Genomic DNA, 17305 nt, shown 5'->3' with positions numbered 1-17305 from the left:
GACTGCAACGACCGGACCGGGGTCCCGCATTCCCACCCCGGCGGGCGGGGCGGCGGACCGGTGGTCCTGCGATCGTCAGGGTATGTAACGACCCCACCCTGGCCAGCATTCCGGCCCACGAGTGCACCCGACCACACCCCACCAGCACCCACCCTCGGACAAACCACCCACCTTCGGACAAACCATCCACGTAGCGCGGGCTCGGGCGACCCCCAAAGCACCATCACCCGCGTGATCCACTCGGGTTCACGGAAGTCGGGGCGTCCCGGACTCCCGGTGACCCCGAGTTCAGGAAACCCGAGTCGATCAGGACGGGCCAGAGCGCGCCAGCGCGGCGCAAAACGGACAAACTTCGGACTGCTGACGGCCAGGCCGCCGCGCCTGAAGCAGGGCGCTCGGATCGACCTGAGCGACACCTGGTCTGCCGGGCGTTACCCTGACACCATGCAGGCCGTCTCCCCCACCCCGACCGGCGTGGCCTTCCTGGCCCGCCCGGGTCGCCCTGCCGTGGTGGCGAGAACGCTCGCCGAGCTGGCCGGTCCAACCCAGGGTGTCGTCGAACTGCCCGTGCGGTTGATGTGGAACGCCGAGCGCACCTTCGACCTCGGCGACCCGGACCAACTGCTCTGGATGTACGAGAACGTCCTCCGCGAGACCACCCGGGCCGAGGATCTACGAGCGCTGATCAACGGGCGGACGCTGCGCCGGGTCTGGCGCCTGCTCAACCTGCCCCGCGGCGTACGGCAGGCGTGGGAAAGCCGGCACCGCGGCCTGCGCGCGGCGTGATCCAGCCTCACCTACACGAGTTCTACCGGGAGGTGGCCCGGGTGGCGCTGACCGCCGCCGGGCCGTACCGGTTCGTCTTGGGCGGTGGGGTGGCCTGGGCGGCGCACGGACTGGTCGCCCGCCCGACGGAGGACGTCGACCTCTTCGCCGACGTGGAGGGCGCCGCCGCGGCGGCGTCCGCCGGGGTGCGGGTGGCACTGGAACGCGCCGGCTTCAGCGTCACCGACGCGGACCCGGACAGTGAGCTGGCCGAACTGTTCGACGGGTACGGCCAGGACATGAAGGACTTCGTGGTGAGCCGCGACGGCCGGCAGATCCGGCTCAGCCTCGCCCGGTTGGACCGTCAGCAGAGTCCGGTGGTCATGGACCTCGGTCCAGTCATGGACGTCCGTGACCTGGTGGCCAACAAGATCGCGGCACTGGTCAACCGGCGGGAGGTCCGGGACTTCATCGACGTGGCGGCGGCGCTGGAACACTACGACGTGACCGAGCTGTTGATGCTGGCCCGGCAGGTCGATCCCGCGCTGGATCCGGCGGACGTGCGGGCCGCCGGCCGGTACCTCGACCGGCTGTCCGAACAGCGATTCGGCCGTTACGGCCTCAGCGCAGCCGACATCGCCCAGGTCCGCCGGCGCTTCGCCGCGTGGCCGCGCTGACGCGACCGCGGTCGACGGGCCGCGGTCGACGGGCCGCGGTCGACGGGCCGATCGACCAACTCCTGGCAGGGCGCCTCGTCGGTGATGTCGCCGCGGACCGCGATGCCTCGCCGGCCGGCGGCCTCGACCAACTGGATGGTCTCGCGCGCGTCGGCGTCCTCCTCCTCGCTCAGGTAGGGACGAATACGTCGGCACGCCCCAGGCGCGTCGGTCTGCGGAAACCGTGACCACCGTCGGGGCTGGCGTGGCGGGAGTGACAGCTGCTGGTTATGGTGCGCAAGGCGCTCACGAGGCGCGTCCACCCCCATGGAAAGGCACGTCATGACCTCTCCCTCCGGCCCGTCGCGTCGTCAGGTGCTCGTCGCTGCCGCGGCGGCGACGGCCGCCCCGCTGATCGCCGCCACGCCGGCGCAGGCGGCCGGCAGGCCCCGGCCGCGCACCTGGGACCTCACCCTCCTGGGCACGTCGGACACCCACGGCAACGTCTACAACTGGGACTACTACCGCGACGCCGAGTACGACGACAGCAAGCAGAACGACATCGGCGTCGCGAAGCTGGCGACCCTGATCAACCAGATCCGCCGGGAACGGCGCGGCAAAGCGACGCTCGTGCTCGACGCCGGTGACACGATCCAGGGCACGCCGCTGGCCACGTACTACGCCAAGCAGGAGCCGATCACCGCCACCGGGGAGAAGCACCCGATGGCCCGCGCGATGAACGTCATCGACTACGACGCGGTGACGCTTGGCAACCACGAGTTCAACTACGGTCTGCCGTTGCTGGACCTGTGGATCCGCCAGCTCGGGTTCCCGGCGCTCGCCGCGAACGCCGTCAACGCGAAGACCGGCAAGCCGGCCTTCCTGCCGTACGTCATCAAGAAGGTCTCCCTCGGTCTCGCCGCGCCGACCCTGCGGGTCGGTATCCTGGGGCTGACCAACCCCGGAGTGGCCATCTGGGACAGGGGCAACGTCGAGGGCAAGCTGCGCTTCGACGACATGGTCGCGACCGCCGCGAAGTGGGTGCCGATCATGCGGGCGCGCGGCGCGGACCTCGTGCTGATCTCCGCGCACGGCGGGGACAGCGGCACCTCCAGCTACGGCCCGGAGCTGCCGAACGAGAACCCGGTCGCGCTGATCGCCCAGCAGGTGCCGGGGATCGACGCGATCCTCTTCGGTCACGCGCACAACGAGGTCGTCGAGCGGTTCGTCACCAACGAGCGCACCGGTACGCAGGTGTTGCTGTCCGAGCCGTCGAAGTGGGGCCAGCGGCTCACCCGCATGGACTTCACCCTCACCCGCGAGCACGGCCGGTGGACGATCACCAAGAAGGCCGCCAGCATGCTGAACACCAACACGGTGGTCGAGGACCCAAAGGTGCTCGCCGCCGTGCGGGCCCAACACCAGAAGACCATCGCGTACGTCAACCAGGTGGTCGCACAGTCCACCGTCGGGTTGTCGGCGGCGGAGTCGCGCTACCGGGACACGCCGATCCTGGACTTCATCAACCACGTGCAGACCGAGGTGGTCGGCGCGGCGCTGACCGGCACCACGTACGCGGACCTGCCGGTGCTGTCGATCGCGGCACCGTTCAGCCGTACCGCCGTCTTCCCCGCCGGCGACGTGAAGATCCGGGACGTGGCCGGCCTGTACGTGTACGACAACACCCTCGAAGCCGTCGTGCTCAGCGGTGCCGAGGTGCGCGCGTACCTGGAGTACTCGGCGAAGTACTTCCGGACCGTCGCGCCGGGCGCCCCGGTCGACCCGGAGCAGATCAGTGACCCGGCCGTGCCGGACTACAACTACGACGTCTTCTCCGGACTGGACTACGACATCGACATCTCCAAGCCGGTCGGGCAGCGGATCACCCGACTGGTGCTGACCGGCACCGACACCCCGGTGGCCGACAACGCGCAGTTCGTGGTGGCGGTGAACAACTACCGGCGCAGCGGAGGCGGCAACTTCCCCGGCATCGTGAAGACCCAGGTCTACAACGCGCAGCAGGAGATCCGGCAGCTGCTCATCGACTGGGCGCAGGCCAGGGGGACGATCGACCCGGCTGACTTCTTCCAGCCCAACTGGCGGCTCGTCCGCGAGGGCGTGCCGGTCTTCTGATCCCCGATCGTCGGCGGGCCGTGGGTGGCGACACCCGCGGCCCGTCGCGCGTTCGTCAGCCCTGCACGTTCCAGCGGACCGGGTCCTCGGGCTCCGGCTGGTCCCGTCCGGGGTCGGTCTCGGTCGAGGCGACCCGCTCGTCGGGACGGACCGCGGGCGGCAACTCCCCGAAGCGCGTGTGCCGCAGGAACGCGTACTCGTCATCGGTGAACGGCTGTTCGGCCATCGGTACCTCCTGTTGCTCCCCCGTCATTGTCCGGCGTACGCGGTGTTCGGCACCAGGACGGCGTCACACCGCGTAGAGCGTCCTAGGATCCTGGGTGAGCGATGGTGGGCTGTCGACGCCGATCCGGCAGCCGGCCGAGCACCGCGAGGGCCGCCCGGATCGGCCGCCGTCGCAGCATCTCGGCGAAGCTCGCCCGGCCCTGACAGAACTGGACGAACATCCGCCACCCCGGCGGGGTAGCCAACAGCGCGTGGAACACCTCCGGACGCCTGGTGAACACGTCGAGCAGCCGGAACCCCGCCCGCATCTCCGGCAGCAGACGCTCGGCGACCGCCCGCTCGTACCCGGCCAGCTCACCACCGGCGACCGCCGCACCGGCCAACTCACCCGAGCGCAACGCGAAGCTGATGCCCTCCCGGCTCCACGGCTCCAGCAACCCGGCCGCATCCCCCACGACGAGCACCCGACCGTTGCGCAACGGCGAATCCTCCTCGCGGCACCGGGTCAGGTGACCGGAGTCGTGCTCCACCGGCAACCCGGTCAGCCCCAACCGCTCGACGAACCGCCGCAGGTAGTCCCGGGTCCCCTCCCCCGCTCCCCGAGCGGCGATCACACCCACGGTCAACGTGTCGTTCTTGGGAAAGACCCAGGCGTACGAGCCCGGCATCGCACCCCAGTCCAGCAGCAGCCGACCCCGCCAACGCTCCTGCTCCGCGGGCGGCACCGGAATCTCCAGCTCCAGACCCAGGTCCACCTGCCGGTAGCGCACTCCCACGTGCCGGGCGGTCACCCCCGAGGAACCATCGGCTCCGATCACCGCACGGGCCGCGATCGTCGTACCGTCGGCCAACCGCAGGCGTACCCCCTCGGGGTCCTGCTCGATCGCGCGGACCGCGACCCGCTCGCGCACCTGCGCGCCGGCGTCCACCGCCGCCGCGCGCAGCCGGTCGTCGAACTCCTCGCGGCGCACCATGGTCACCACCGGACTGTCGTTGCGGCGGGTGAACTCCCGACGGCCGTCGCGGGTGAACGTGACCCGGTCCACCCGGTCGTGCGCCGGCACCTCGATCCGACCCTGGACCGCCGCCAGCGAGGTGCCGATCAGGCCACCACCGCAGGTCTTGTACCGCGGGTGCGCGGCCCGCTCGACAACCAGGGTGGACACACCCGCGCGGGCAGCGACGTAGGCCGCGGACAACCCGGCGGGGCCGGCGCCGACGACAACGAGATCCCAAATGATCACGAAAGCAGCCTAGGGGATGGCGAGGGTCCCGCCGAGCCGCGCAAGGGCGCACCCTCGACGTGTTCCCACACGGCTATCCTCGGTCGGTCCGCGCCCGCATCCCTTCGCCGGACCGACCGCCATCCGGACGGGGAGTCTGGGTCGCCCCAGCGTTCCACGTGGCGCTGATCGGCACCCTGCCGGTCCTGGCCGCGCTCACCGCCGGCGGCACCGCCGTGGCCAATCAGGCCGTCGTGTCCCTTGTCGTGCTGACCGCGTTCCTCACCGCGCCCGCGACGTCCCGGACCCGTGGACGTCTTGGTCGCCGCGCCCGCGCAGCCGTCAGCCGAGCGGTGACCGTGGTGTGGCGGCTCTGAGCCGCCCGCTGCCGTCGCCCGGCCGCCGCGCCTGATCCGCACCGCCCGATCGGGTGTGCATCTTCGGTCAGCGAGGGGGTAACCGGCGCACGGCAACCGCCGCAGGACGGCGGACGAGCGAAGGAGGAACCATGCAGCAGGTGCAACTGTCGGAGGCCGAGCAACGCGTGTACCAGGCGGTCACCACTCTTGAGGCACGCGGACAGGTGCCCTATCCGGACCTGATCGCCGAGGAGTCCGGGCTGACCGAGGAACAGGTGGGCAGCCCTCTGCACCTGCTCACCGAGAAGGGCCTGCTGCACCGCGAGGACTCACCGATGGCGGGTCTCGACTTCGGTCCCCGGTTCTGCGCCCGCCAGATGGCGTGACCCGCAGAACAAGCCGGGACGATTCGCCCCCCGGTGACCCGGGTAGGGGTCAACAATGCCTGATCAACGGTCAACGGGGGGCACGATGAGTGCGGCGCAGCCGCCGCAGCCGGTGGACGCGGCCGCGAACCGGCGACGCTGGCAGGCCGTCGGCGTCGGGCTGGTCGCCGCGTTCATGACGTTGCTCGACGTCAGCATCGTCAACGTCGCGGTGCCCTCCATCGACCGGGCGCTGCACGCCTCGCCCAGTGACCTCCAGTGGATCCTCTCCGGATACGCGCTCACCTTCGGCCTGGCGCTGGTGCCCGCCGGTCGCTTCGGTGACGCCCGCGGCCGGCGCAACGCGTTCGTCTTCGGCATCGCACTGTTCACCCTGACCAGTGCGCTCGCCGGCCTCGCCACCACCCCGACCTGGCTGGTCATCACCCGCCTGCTCCAGGGTGCCGCCGCCGGCATCGTCAACCCGCAGGTCATCGGACTGATCCAACAACTCTTCCGCGGGCCGGAACGGGCCCGCCCGTTCGGACTGCTCGGCGCCACCATCGGTATCTCCACCGCGGTCGGACCGCTGCTCGGCGGGCTGCTCATCGCCATCGGCGGCGAGGAACACGGATGGCGGTGGGTCTTCTTCGTCAACGTGCCGGTCGGCGTCCTCGCGGTGATCCTCGGCTGGCGCCTCCTGCCCGGCCGCCCCGCCGGTCAGCCCGGCTGGCGCCAACTCGACCCCGTCGGCGTCCTTCTGCTCGGTGTCGGCGTGGTCCTCGTCCTGCTTCCGCTCGTGCAGGAGCAGCAGTGGCGGACCCCCTGGAAATGGGCGCTCATCCCGGTCGGTCTCGCGGTGCTGGTCGCCTTCGGGCTCTGGGAACGGCGATACGCACGCCAGCACCAACCGCTGTTCGACCTCCGCCTGTCTGGCCTCCGGTCGTACACCCTGGGGTCGCTCATCGCGCTGGTCTACTTCGGCGGCTTCACCGCGATCTTCTTCATCTTCACGCTGTTCCTACAGATGGGTCTCGGCTACAGCGCGCTCGTCGCGGGCCTGGCGATCACCCCGTTCGCCCTGGGTTCGGCCGCCGCCGCCGTGCTGGGTGGCCGCATCGTCAACCGCATCGGCCGACCGCTGGTCGCCATCGGTCTGCTCACCATCGTGGTCGGTCTGGCCGCGACGGTTGTCGCGTTGCGCCTCGCCCCGGACGACCCCGCCCCCTGGGTCACCGCCGGTCCGCTGCTCGTGGCCGGCATCGGCAGCGGGTTGGTGATCGCACCCAACCAGACGATCACCCTCGCCGACGTCCCGGTAGCGCAGGCGGGCAGCGGCGCGGGCATGCTCCAGACCGGTCAGCGAATCGGCGCCGCCGCCGGCATCGCCGCCGTCGGCTCGGTGTTCTTCTCGTCGCTGGCCGACAGCCGCGGCAACTGGACCACGTCCTTCGAACGGTCGCTCATGCTGGCCACCGGCATCATCGCGCTCGCGCTGGTCTGCGCGCTTATCGACATCCTCCGCACCCGCCGCCACAAGACCTGACAACACCAGGGGTACGCCGCTGGCCGGCACCCGAGTTGCGGGGTGCCGGCCAGCGGTCGGTGTCGTGCGGGTGGTGCTGGTGCGGTGGTGCTGGTGTCAGCTGTTCCAGTACTGGGCGACCAGGTCGGTGGCCTGCTGCTCCCACTGGGCGTAGGCGTCCGGGTAGGCCGACACCTGCACGGTCTGCGCGGCCTCGGTCAGCGGCATGTCCTGCCACCCGTCAACCTGCTTGAGGCCCTTCAGGAACGCCGTCGTCGAGTAGGCCGGGTCGGTGATCTGCTCCGGCGTGCCCCAACCACTGGACGGGCGCTGCTGGAACAGGCCCAACGAGTCGTGGTCGTTGGCGTCACCGAGGTGGCCCAGGTTGTCCAGCTTCGACTCCTGCAGGCTCGTCGCGATCGAGATCACCGCGGCCCGCTCGGGCAGGCCGGCCTTCTTCGTGGCGGCGATGATCGCCTTGGCGTTGGCGGTCTTCTCACCGTTCAGGTCGATGTGCGACTGCTCGCCCTGCGTGCCGTGCGGGATCAGCTTGCTGGCGTCGGGCTTGTCCGCCTGCACGGCGACCGCGACGGGCTTGCCCTCGACCGGGGTGGCGGCGTGGGCGGCGATCGGACCGGCGAACACACCACCGGCGAAGGCGAGACCAGCAACGGACAGCACGCTCTTACGCATGATCGTGTTCATGGGGGTAGCTCCTTCGGGGGTAGAACACCCCACCACCAAGAGGGGAAACGGCAGCAGGGTGTGAGCACCTCGTCCGGCGCTGCACAAACAAACGGGGAAAGTCTGGGGGATCGGCGGGCCAGGGGCTCACGGCGCCCGGGACGCGGCGACACACACGCGGGAAGGCCGGCCACGGTCGGCGACCGGCAAGCGCGGGGGCTCTCGGTGCCGGGGTCCAGGTGTAACGACCCGGGGGCCAGGATCATTCCGGGGGCGGCCCATCCATCGGCACCCACCTGAAGGCGGTGCCTGCGGTCGTCCGTGGGGACTGCAACGACCGGACCGGGGTCCCGCATTCCCACCCCGGCGGGCGGGGCGGCGGACCGGTGGTCCTGCGATCGTCAGGGTATGTAACGACCCCGGCCCCGCCATGATTCCGGCCCACGGGTGCCGCCGGTCACCGGTCGTTAAAGCCCAGAGCCGGACAAACCACCCAACCCGGACCACCGCCGACGACCCGCCGGCCCCACACCAGGGTCAGACAGGGTCAGACAGTCGCCCCGGGCATGACCTACTCGACTTGACGGATATCGCGGTGTTCGTGACGGTCCGACACCCCGACACCAGGAAAGCCGAGTCGATCACGAACGGCGACGGACGGGTCCGGCGGTGCCGGCGAGGGCCGCCTCGAACGGCACACGGACGGGCTCACCAGACGGCCAACAGGCGCTGGCGCCCGTCGGATCACTCCGACGGGCGCCAGCTTCAGGTGCGGTTCGGGCAGTGCCCGGTGGTGTGCGGACTAGTGCGCGGCCCCACCGAGGCGCTGGCGGCGACGCCAGGCCAGGGTCAGCAGCAGCATGACCGCTCCGGCGCCGACCAGGCCGCCGCCGAGCTTCATGGGCGTGCCGATGCTGTCACCGGTGACCGGCAGCGGCTGCTTCTTGTGCAGCACCCGCAGCTCGGTGCTGGCGGTACGGCCGGACTCCCGACCCGTGGCGGTGAAGGTCAGCAGACCCGTCACCGACGGCTTGTAGCTCTTGGTGAACCGTCCCTGGGCGTCGGTGTACGCCGTGAAGTTCAGCGGCGCGCTCGCCTGGTAGGCCACCGGTGCCATCGCCACGGTGGTGCCGTCGCTGCGGCGAGCCGGAGCCTGGCCGCCGGCCGGAGCGGCAAGCGGGGTCACCGTCACCGCGATGTCGACAGTCTCGTTCGGACCGAACCCGGTGCCGGTCAGGATGACCGTCTCACCGATGAAGATCGTCGGCCGGTTGACGGTGAGCGACGGGTTGGTCGGCGGGTACGGCGGCGGCTGGGTCGGGTCGGTGGTCGCGCTGGGCGTCGGCTGCGGCTGTGCCGCCCCCGCTGCCGTCGGCACGGCCACCACGGCCAGGCCGACCGTGAGCGCCATGATGATGCGGGAAAGCCGCATGATTGGTTCCCTCCTACTGGTCACAGCTTGGTGCGGAATGAACTTGGGTGATCCAGGGGTTGGCGGTGGGGGTCAGCCACAGCTCGGCCTGCCCGACTCCGGTCTTGGCCGTCAGCACGGTGGCCTCCAGCACCTTCTCGGCGCCGGGGCCGACGTCGACACTGGCGGTCGCCACGTGACGGCGGCGTTCGGTGCCGCTGCCAAGCGCCGCCTCGGCCCCGTTGAGCCGGGCCTCGACCACCGCGCCACCAGTCGGGCTGAAGATCGACACCAGGGTGCGAACGGTGTACGGGTCGCCAGCCAGCCCGAGGCCGAGGACGGATTCGCTAAGTCCGGACTTCGGCGCCGTCGAGCGCAGGGTTACCCGCAGCCGTAGCTCGCGGCGACCGTCGGGCCGGCACTCGCCGACCGTCAGGTTTGCCGTCGGCCGCAGGTAGTAGCCGAGCTTCGCACCGCTGCCGTCGTTGAAGAACACGCCGACCGTTGGCACGGTGTCCTGTTCCGGAAGCGTCCCGGCCATCCGGCTCGCGCCGAATGTCCGCTGTTCCTCAGGTCGGGCACTCCAGAACAATATCCGCCGTTCAGTGATAGCACGGTCAAATGCGGACAACAACACACGTGGGTTGACATTCTTCTTGAAAAAGGCGTCGAACACCGACGCGGCGGAGGCCGCGAAGAACTCGTCCTGCTGCCGTAGGTCCAGCCGCTGGTAGCTGTCATTGAGCAGGGTCTGCACGACCTTCTCGCTGGCCAGCGGGACACCTCCGGGCACCAGCACCGGTCCGGTCGCCTTGAGCAGGTACGACAGCACCACCGGGTCGACGGCGAGCACCCCGTCGACGGTGATCTTCGTCGAGCGCCGGAACATCTCGCGGTACAGCGCGGCGGCGCTCGGGAAGTGCGGTGACAGGTTGACGTCGGCGGGATAGATGCCGGGCAGGTCGGTCCAGATCGCCCGGATCTCGGCGGGCACCTTCAGCGGCGGGGTGAACCGGCCGAGCGAGGCACTGCTGCCCTGCTTGCCCATCTTCACCGCGCCGTCCTGGGCCTCGATCATGGCGTACGCCCCGAACATGCCTCCGGTGGCGCGCAGCTCGGCGAGGTTCTGTGAGACCAGCAGGTATCGTCGCGGCCCGTTCGCGCCGAGCAGCGGCGGCAGCAGGCGGGCTCCCTGGTCGGCGGCCGTGGTGAGGCCGGCCAGGCGATCGATCTCGTCGCGCAGGTCCGTCAACGCCTGCCGGACCTGGCTGACCAGGCGGTCGGCCGGCACCGCACCCAGGTCTCGGCGGGTCCGCTGCACCGACTCGTTGACCCGGGTCAGCTCGGTGGACACCGCGGTGAGCTGAGCGAGGTCCAGCCGTCCGCCGCTCGGCACCAGTCGGGTCAGGTCCGTGCGCAGCAGCGTCGGAAACGCCTCCCGGGCCAGTTGGTCGACGGCGAGGGCGATGCGGCGGACGGCGTCGAGATCGTCACCCGCGAGCGGTGTTCGCCGACCGAGTCGCCAACTCGGATCAGCCGTCGCCGCCCGAGCAGCACCGGACTGTTCCTGCAGGGCGGCGAGCGTCCGCTGGGCACGGTCGGTGTCCCCACCCACCACCTGGGCGCTCAGCTCGCGGGCCAGCCCGGCGGCGTTGACCAGATGGGTACGCGCCTGCCAGCCACGGAAGCCGATCCAGCCGCCGGTCGCCAGCACCAGCGAGCCGACGACCAGGGCACCGAGGAGGGCGCGCCGCAGTCGGGCACGCCGACGACGTCGGGACCGGCTCCGCCGTCGGGTCGGCCGTTCGCTCTCCGTCACACCACACTCCCGTTCGCGGAACCGGACAGAAGGTCGGTTCCCTGACGTTCTTAGCACGTGTCGGGGAACTTCGTACCCTTATTAGCTTCTTCGTCCTTTAAACGAATTTCCTTCGCGGATCACCCGCGGGCTCGGTGACTCGTCCCGCCGCCTCGTGCAGCAGCCGCTCGATCCGGTCCACACCGGCGGGCAGCGACATCTCCCGCAGGTACGCCGCCCGCCCCCGGCGACCCATCTCGTTACGCGCCGGCGGCGGGATGGTGGCGGCCAACCAGAACCGGTCGGCCAGCGCCGCCCAGTCCTCCGGTGGGCAGGACAGCCCGGCCCTGACTCGTTCGACCAGGTCGGCGGTGTCGCCGCCGGCCGACGCGACCACCGGTGCGGCGCAGGAGAGCGCCGCCTGCACCTTGCCCGGCACCGTGCCCCGCAGTTCCGGCAGGTCGCGCAGCATGACCAACTGATAGTCGGCGGCGGCGTACAGCTCAGGCATGTCGACAGGCGACCGACGCTCCACGAAGCGGACGTTGTCGGCGCCCAGCTCGGCGGCGAGCCCCCGGACCCGCCGCTCGGCCGAGCCCGAACCGACCAGGACCAGGTCCATCGTCCGGTCCAGCGCCGCGGCCGCCCGGACGGCGGTCTCCAGCCCCTGCCGTGGGCCGATCGTGCCCGCGTGCATGACCACGCACCGACCGTCCCGGCGGACCAACTGGCGGGCTGCCGCACCGGGCGTCGCCGGATAGAAGATCCGCTCGTCGGTCCAGTTGAGCACCAGCCGGACCCGATCCGGCTCGGCACCGGCGGCCACGACCAGATCCCGCATCGACGGCGCCGCGACCGCGATCCGCGCGGCGGACCGGTAGATCCGGGTCATCGCGCTACCCATCCGCGCCACCCAACGCCCCTCGCCCGCCTCGTCGGCGCCGTCGCGGGTCCAGATGTCCTGCACGTGCAGCACCGTCGGCACCCTTCCGAGCAGCCGGAGCACCCCGGCGGCGGCGAACGTCGTGGCCGGGAGTTGAAAGACGTACAGCGCGTCGAGGTCGCTGAAGTACCGGCGGGCGGTCAACGTCGCGCTGCCGGCGAAGGACAGGTAGCTGGCCATCCGGGCGCCGGTGGACGTGGCACCTGCGGGGTAGCGGGGCACCCTCCGCACGGTCAGCCGTTCACTGTGCGTCTCGTGGTGCCACCGCTGTCTCCAGCCGGGATAGACGTGCCCGCCCGGGTAGTCCGGAAACCCGGTGAGCACGCGGACCTCGTGCCCCCGCGCGGCCAACTCCTCGGCGAGGCTGCCGGGGATGAACGCGGGCTCGGGCGGAAAGTGGTAGGACAGAATTCCGATCTTCATAGCCGTGCCCCCGTCGGCCGTGAATCGGCGGCGATCGGCGCGGCACCCGGCCCGACGGGTGGACGGCCCGAGTACGATTCCGACAACCCCTCCCCGCGCGGCCGCCGGCACCGACGCACCGTTCGCACGGTGTGCCCGCGCGCGTCCGCACCCACGAGAGGGGCACCGATGGCTGATCGCGTGTTGTTCGTCTGCCACGCCAACCTGTGCCGATCACCGATGGCCGAGCACCTGGCCCGCCGGCTGCTGGCCGAACAGGTCACGGTGGCCAGCGCCGGCACCGACGCGATCGACGGGCTGTCCATGCATCCGTACGCCCTGGAGGTCGCGACCGAGAGCGGCGCGGACCCGTCGGCGTTCCGGACCCGCGGTCTGCGGCCCGAATACCTCATCGACGCGACGCTGGTGCTGACCGCCACCCGCCGCCAGCGCTCGATCTGCACCGCGCTGGCGCCCAGCGCGCTGCACCGGACGTTCACCCTGCGCCAGTTCGGTCGGCTGGCCGCGGCGGCCGAGCCGCCCGCCGAGCCGGCGGGCGACCCGTTGCGGGCGGCGATCGCCGCCGTCGCCCAGGCCCGGGGACGGCTGCAACCCGCCGCCCCGGACGCGGACGACCTTCGGGACCCGATCGGCGGTACGTCCGCCGACTTCCGACGCTGCGCCGAGGAGATCGAACGGTCGCTGCGACCCCTCGCCGCGCTCATCGGGGCAGCCGGGTGAGTTCCTGGGTGTGGTCGGCGACGCCGTTGACCCCGGTGCTGGTGTCGCTGTGCCGGCCGGCCATCGTCCGCTCGGCCGGCACCGACGCCGGCGGTGTCGCGGCGACCACCCGGTAGGCCTCGTACTGGTACGCCTCGGCCTTCGCCACCTTGGCCATGTTCAGCACGCAGCCGAGCAGGCGGACCGAGACCGAGTGCAGTGCGCGGGCCGCCGCGGCGACCTGGGTGCGGGAGGTACGGCCCTGCTGGCTCACCAGCAGCGCACCGTCGGCCTGCACGGCCACGACCACGCCGTCGGTCACCGCGAGCAGCGGAGCGGTGTCGATGATCACGATGTCCGCCGACTCCCGCAGCGCCAGCAGCAGGTCCGACATCGCCTTGGAACCGAGCAGCTCGCTCGGGTTCGGTGGAGCGGAACCGCTGGGTAGCACGAGCATCGACTTGTCGCCCCAGCGCTGCACCACGTCGCCGACCTTCACATCGCCGACGAGCACGTCGGTGAGGCCGACGCCGGCGTCCAGCCCCAGGTACTCGTCGACCTTCGGCCGGCGCAGGTCCGCGTCGACGAGCAGCACCCGCCACCCCGCCTCGGCCAGCGCGATGGCCAGGTTGCAGGAGAGCGTGGTCTTGCCCTCGCCCTGCAGCGCGCTGGTCACGGCGATGACCCGGGCCGGCTCGTGGACATCCACGAAGCGCAGGTTCGTCCGCAGCTTGCGCACCGCCTCGGCGCGGGCCGAGGTCGCGGCGTCGCCGATGATCAGCGGCTCGGTGCGGGCGCTGCTCTCGTAGGGGATCTCGCCGAGCAGCGGACTACCGGTGGCGCGTTGCAGGCCGGCGGAGTCCCGCAGTCGGACATCGGCGACGCCGCGCAGGATCGCCAGGCCGACGCCGAGCACCAGGCCGATCAGGCCGCCGAGGGTGAGGTTGCGGGTGGGCTGCGGTGAGACCGGGTTGGCGGTGACCCGTGGGCCGCTGACCACCTCGATCTTGATCGGCGCCTTGCCCTCGGATGTCGTCTCGACCTTCTGCACCAGGTCGACGAACTTCGCCGCGAGCGACTCCGTCACCCGCAGCGCCCGGGCCTGGTCGGTGTCGGTGACCGAGGCGCGCAGCAGGACGGTGCCGGTCTCGGTGGAGGTGCTGACCCGGCTCCGCACCTCGTCCGCGGTGAGGCCCACCGGGGTCTCGGCCACCACGCTCTGCGCCAGCCGGTCGCTGGTGAGCAGGTCGGCGTACGACTTGACGCGCTGTTGGAGGAAGAGCCCGCCCTGGTAGGCATCGCTGACGCCGGAGTTGGGGGTGGTGACGAAGAAGGTCACCGAGGCGACGTACCGGGGTTGTGCCCGTACGGTCAGGAACGCCGAGGCGCCCAGGGCCACCATGACCGTGACCAGCACGACCCACCAGTGCCGACGCACGTGGCGCAATTGGCGGAGCAGGTCCATCAGGTGCGCCTCCGCGTCGGTCCGGTTACGCCAAAAAACTTCACAAAAACCCCCAAGGTCGTCTGTCAACTCGTGAAACCATTAAAGCGGCTCTTACGGCCTATGTCCGGAGTTAGGTGGTTCTGACTTCGACACGTGCGCCCGCATAACCAACCGGGCAACGGGGCATTCGGCTGCGGCGAGACCCGGGGGAAAAGTCGGCCGCCGATCGGATACCGACCAAACGACCCCTGCGATCGCCACCGCGCCCGAGCCCGGATAGGGTCGGCAGCGGTGTGCCGGGAAGTCTGGTCGGCGAGTGGATTCCTGCCGTCCCAATTCCCGAGGTGAGCCCCGCCGATGACCTCCCCCACCCCACCGCCCGTCCGGCGACCGAAGGCCCGGCTGTTCTCCCGAACGTCCTGGCCCGAGGCCCGGCAGCTGGCCGACGTCCTGCGCACCGAGACGGTCGGTGGCGCGTTGCTGCTGCTCGGCGCCGTGACAGCGCTGGCCTGGGCCAACTCGCCCTGGTCCGACTCGTACACCCGGCTCGGCGGTTGGGTGCCCTGGCCCGGCGGCGCACCCTGGCACCTCGACCTGGACGTGGCCACCTGGGCGGCGGACGGCCTGCTGGCCGTCTTCTTCTTCGTGGTGGGTCTGGAACTCAAGCGGGAGTTCGTCGCCGGGGAACTGCGCGACCCGCGCCGGGCCGCGCTGCCCGTGGTGGCCGCCCTCGGCGGGATGCTGCTGCCGGCGCTGATCTACGTGGCTGTCGTCGTGGCCGGGGGTGGGCCGGGGCTGCGCGGCTGGGCGATTCCGACCGCCACCGACATCGCCTTCGCGCTCGCCGTGCTCGCGCTGGTCAGCTCACACCTGCCCCAGGGCCTGCGCGCCTTTCTGCTCACCCTCGCCGTGGTCGACGACCTGTTCGCCATCACCATCATCGCGGTCTTCTACACCGCCGACTTCCATCCCGTCCTGCTGCTCGCGGCGCTCGCGCCGATCGGGGTCTTCGCGGTGCTGGTGCGACGCGGCCACACGTGGTGGTGGGCGCTGATCCCCCTCGCGGCGGCGGCCTGGGCACTCGTGCACGCCTCCGGTGTGCACGCCACAGTGGCCGGTGTCCTGCTCGGCTTCACCGTCCCGGTGCTCGCCCGTCAGCGGACGGCGGGCACCAGCGGCACGGAGACGGACGGCGGCGGGCTCGCGGCGCGCCTGGAGCACCGGTGGCGGCCGGTGTCGGCAGGCATCGCGGTGCCGATCTTCGCCCTGTTCGCCGCCGGGGTCACCCTGCGCGGCACCGACCTCGGCGCCCTGCTGACCGACCCGGTGGTGCTCGCCATCGTCGCCGGACTCGTGCTCGGCAAGAGCATCGGCATCTTCGGCTCGACGTACCTGCTGGCCCGGTTCACCCGGGCCGAGCTCGACGAGGACATCACCTGGGCGGACCTGGCCGGGATCGCCCTGCTGGCCGGGGTCGGGTTCACCGTGTCGCTGCTCATCGGCGACCTGGCCTTCGGCACGGGCAGCACGGCCGACGACCGGGTCAAGGTGGCCGTGCTGCTCGGATCGGTGCTCTCCGCCGGGCTGGCCGCCTCGGTGCTCCGCCGCCGCAACGCCGCCTACCGCCGGGTGGCGCGGCGGGAGCGGCTCGACGCCGACGGCGACGGCGTGCCCGACGTCTACCAGCGGCCCGCCGACCGTTGATCGGTGCCGTCCGGGCCACACGGCGGGTCTGCGGTCAGCGGCGACGCTCGGCGGGCGGCAGGTCCTCGGTCTCCTCGGCCAGCGCCTCCGCGGCCGGCGCGGTGAGGTCGTCGCCCGGCACCGCGACCTCCTCGACGCGATCCTGCTCGTCGGGCTTGCCGGCCGGCGGTGGCTCCGGAGCGGTGCCATCGCCGGCGAAGCCGTACTCGTTCGGTTCGTCGTGCCGGCTCATCTGGTCATCCTCCCGCTTTCCCGGTGTCGCCCCTCACCGCCAACGGTAGGTGGTGATCGTCCTCGGCGCAGGGCGCCGGGGATTGTCGGGACCAGGGCGGTGGGGTGCTCAGCGCCGCCCCGAGCAGCTGACGCAGGGCGATGATCGCCACCGCGCCGGCCAGACCCTTCCACCCCGGGTCGCCGGCAAGCCGGAGCAGTCCGGCCGCGGTCAGCAGGTCCAGCAGTACCCGGACGCCACTGCGCAACGCCCCGGTGCTGAGCGTGGTGAGCACCCCGGCGACCAGCGCCAGGGCGGTGACCGCCGTGATCAGCACCCCCGTTCCGTGCGTCGCTCACCCTCGGCCACCTGCCGCTGCTCCTGGCGGATCTCCCGACCCAGGAAGTAGTTGAGCGCCGTCCGGATCGTCGCGATCGCGGCCAGTTGGCCGATCTGGTCGAACGACGGGGACACCGCCGTCCGCAGGACGTCTGCCGCCAACTGGAACTCGAGGCCGAGGGTCAGGAAGCGACCCAGCGAGAGCCGGATCGGCGTGAAGAGGGCGGCGCTGCGGCGGCGCAGCCCTTCGACCACGAACCGCACCGCCGCCCAGACCGCCCCGACGAAGATGACGAGCGCGCCGGCGACCTCCACCACGGCAACCAGCACCTGGTCGCCCTGGCGCAACAGCTCGGCCGCATCCACTCCGGGCCGTTACCCGCCCTCGGGCCAGC

General features: G+C 71.4%; 18 protein-coding genes. 8 read left to right on the top strand and 10 right to left on the bottom strand.

The features are described from left to right. Positions 1 to 444: 444 nt before the first annotated feature. The 3 genes from ACFYPM_RS17245 to ACFYPM_RS17235 all read left to right on the top strand — a co-directional run bounded on the left by ACFYPM_RS17245 (position 445) and on the right by ACFYPM_RS17235 (position 3554). A complete protein-coding gene (locus ACFYPM_RS17245) occupies positions 445 to 786 on the top strand; it encodes a hypothetical protein (protein ID WP_387197354.1) in 342 nt (113 codons plus the stop codon). Continuing rightward, complete coding sequence (locus ACFYPM_RS17240; RefSeq protein WP_387197351.1) at positions 783 to 1442, top strand: nucleotidyl transferase AbiEii/AbiGii toxin family protein; 660 nt, start codon at positions 783 to 785, stop codon at positions 1440 to 1442. Before ACFYPM_RS17245 ends, ACFYPM_RS17240 begins: the two co-directional genes overlap by 4 nt. A 321-nt stretch (positions 1443 to 1763) precedes the next feature. Next, complete coding sequence (locus ACFYPM_RS17235) at positions 1764 to 3554, top strand: bifunctional metallophosphatase/5'-nucleotidase (protein ID WP_387197348.1); 1791 nt, start codon at positions 1764 to 1766, stop codon at positions 3552 to 3554. A gap of 55 nt (positions 3555 to 3609) precedes the next feature. Here the strand turns inward: ACFYPM_RS17235 and ACFYPM_RS17230 are convergent, their stop codons facing one another. Beyond that, positions 3610 to 3780, bottom strand: a complete 171-nt coding sequence (locus ACFYPM_RS17230; protein WP_387197345.1) for a hypothetical protein — start codon at positions 3778 to 3780, stop codon at positions 3610 to 3612. Positions 3781 to 3862: 82 nt separating this feature from the next. After that, positions 3863 to 5023 carry a geranylgeranyl reductase family protein gene (locus ACFYPM_RS17225; protein WP_387197342.1) on the bottom strand — a complete coding sequence of 387 codons (1161 nt, stop codon included), beginning with the start codon at positions 5021 to 5023 and terminating at the stop codon, positions 3863 to 3865. Between the two features lie 158 nt (positions 5024 to 5181). Here ACFYPM_RS17225 and ACFYPM_RS17220 point away from each other — a divergent pair, with 158 nt between their 5' ends. The 3 genes from ACFYPM_RS17220 (at position 5182) to ACFYPM_RS17210 (ending at position 7272) form a co-directional block, all read left to right on the top strand. Then, complete coding sequence (locus ACFYPM_RS17220) at positions 5182 to 5379, top strand: hypothetical protein (RefSeq protein ID WP_387197339.1); 198 nt, start codon at positions 5182 to 5184, stop codon at positions 5377 to 5379. 131 nt (positions 5380 to 5510) lie between these two features. Continuing rightward, complete coding sequence (locus ACFYPM_RS17215; RefSeq protein WP_030491902.1) at positions 5511 to 5747, top strand: hypothetical protein; 237 nt, start codon at positions 5511 to 5513, stop codon at positions 5745 to 5747. Positions 5748 to 5832: 85 nt separating this feature from the next. Next, the gene (locus tag ACFYPM_RS17210) at positions 5833 to 7272 is read left to right on the top strand and encodes an MFS transporter (protein ID WP_387197336.1); all 1440 of its coding nucleotides are present in this window, start codon (positions 5833 to 5835) and stop codon (positions 7270 to 7272) included. Positions 7273 to 7368: 96 nt separating this feature from the next. Here the strand turns inward: ACFYPM_RS17210 and ACFYPM_RS17205 are convergent, their stop codons facing one another. From ACFYPM_RS17205 to ACFYPM_RS17190, 4 genes are all read right to left on the bottom strand, one after another. Then, positions 7369 to 7956: a hypothetical protein gene (locus ACFYPM_RS17205; RefSeq protein WP_387197334.1), complete on the bottom strand. Its 588-nt coding sequence runs from the start codon at positions 7954 to 7956 to the stop codon at positions 7369 to 7371. Between the two features lie 781 nt (positions 7957 to 8737). After that, positions 8738 to 9367, bottom strand: a complete 630-nt coding sequence (locus ACFYPM_RS17200) for a hypothetical protein (RefSeq protein WP_387197331.1) — start codon at positions 9365 to 9367, stop codon at positions 8738 to 8740. Between the two features lie 13 nt (positions 9368 to 9380). After that, entirely contained in the window at positions 9381 to 11165 is a 1785-nt protein-coding gene (locus tag ACFYPM_RS17195) for a DUF4012 domain-containing protein (RefSeq protein ID WP_387197328.1), read from the bottom strand. Positions 11166 to 11262: 97 nt separating this feature from the next. Continuing rightward, a complete protein-coding gene (locus tag ACFYPM_RS17190; protein WP_387197325.1) occupies positions 11263 to 12510 on the bottom strand; it encodes a glycosyltransferase family 4 protein in 1248 nt (415 codons plus the stop codon). 168 nt (positions 12511 to 12678) lie between these two features. Between ACFYPM_RS17190 and ACFYPM_RS17185 the strand changes: the two genes are divergently transcribed. After that, the gene (locus ACFYPM_RS17185; protein WP_387197323.1) at positions 12679 to 13230 is read left to right on the top strand and encodes a low molecular weight phosphatase family protein; all 552 of its coding nucleotides are present in this window, start codon (positions 12679 to 12681) and stop codon (positions 13228 to 13230) included. Here the strand turns inward: ACFYPM_RS17185 and ACFYPM_RS17180 are convergent. Next, complete coding sequence (locus ACFYPM_RS17180) at positions 13211 to 14674, bottom strand: polysaccharide biosynthesis tyrosine autokinase (RefSeq protein WP_387197320.1); 1464 nt, start codon at positions 14672 to 14674, stop codon at positions 13211 to 13213. The two genes, ACFYPM_RS17185 and ACFYPM_RS17180, sit on opposite strands and share 20 nt — an antisense overlap. A gap of 339 nt (positions 14675 to 15013) precedes the next feature. Between ACFYPM_RS17180 and nhaA the strand changes: the two genes are divergently transcribed. Beyond that, a complete protein-coding gene (gene nhaA / locus ACFYPM_RS17175; protein ID WP_387197317.1) occupies positions 15014 to 16360 on the top strand; it encodes a Na+/H+ antiporter NhaA in 1347 nt (448 codons plus the stop codon). Positions 16361 to 16394: 34 nt separating this feature from the next. Here the strand turns inward: nhaA and ACFYPM_RS17170 are convergent, their stop codons facing one another. The 3 genes from ACFYPM_RS17170 to ACFYPM_RS17160 are packed head-to-tail and all read right to left on the bottom strand — an operon-like array spanning position 16395 to position 17276. Beyond that, a complete protein-coding gene (locus ACFYPM_RS17170; RefSeq protein ID WP_387197315.1) occupies positions 16395 to 16592 on the bottom strand; it encodes a hypothetical protein in 198 nt (65 codons plus the stop codon). A 4-nt stretch (positions 16593 to 16596) separates the two neighbouring features. Next, positions 16597 to 16908: a hypothetical protein gene (locus tag ACFYPM_RS17165; protein ID WP_387197312.1), complete on the bottom strand. Its 312-nt coding sequence runs from the start codon at positions 16906 to 16908 to the stop codon at positions 16597 to 16599. After that, complete coding sequence (locus ACFYPM_RS17160) at positions 16902 to 17276, bottom strand: DUF1622 domain-containing protein (protein WP_387197309.1); 375 nt, start codon at positions 17274 to 17276, stop codon at positions 16902 to 16904. Before ACFYPM_RS17160 ends, ACFYPM_RS17165 begins: the two co-directional genes overlap by 7 nt. Positions 17277 to 17305 lie beyond the last annotated feature (29 nt).

The organism is Micromonospora sp. NPDC005203 (assembly GCF_042872705.1).
In the GTDB taxonomy this organism is placed as follows: Bacteria; Actinomycetota; Actinomycetes; order Mycobacteriales; family Micromonosporaceae; genus Micromonospora.
Note: the sequence above shows the minus strand (reverse complement) of the source record. Positions and strands in the feature narration are given on the sequence as shown.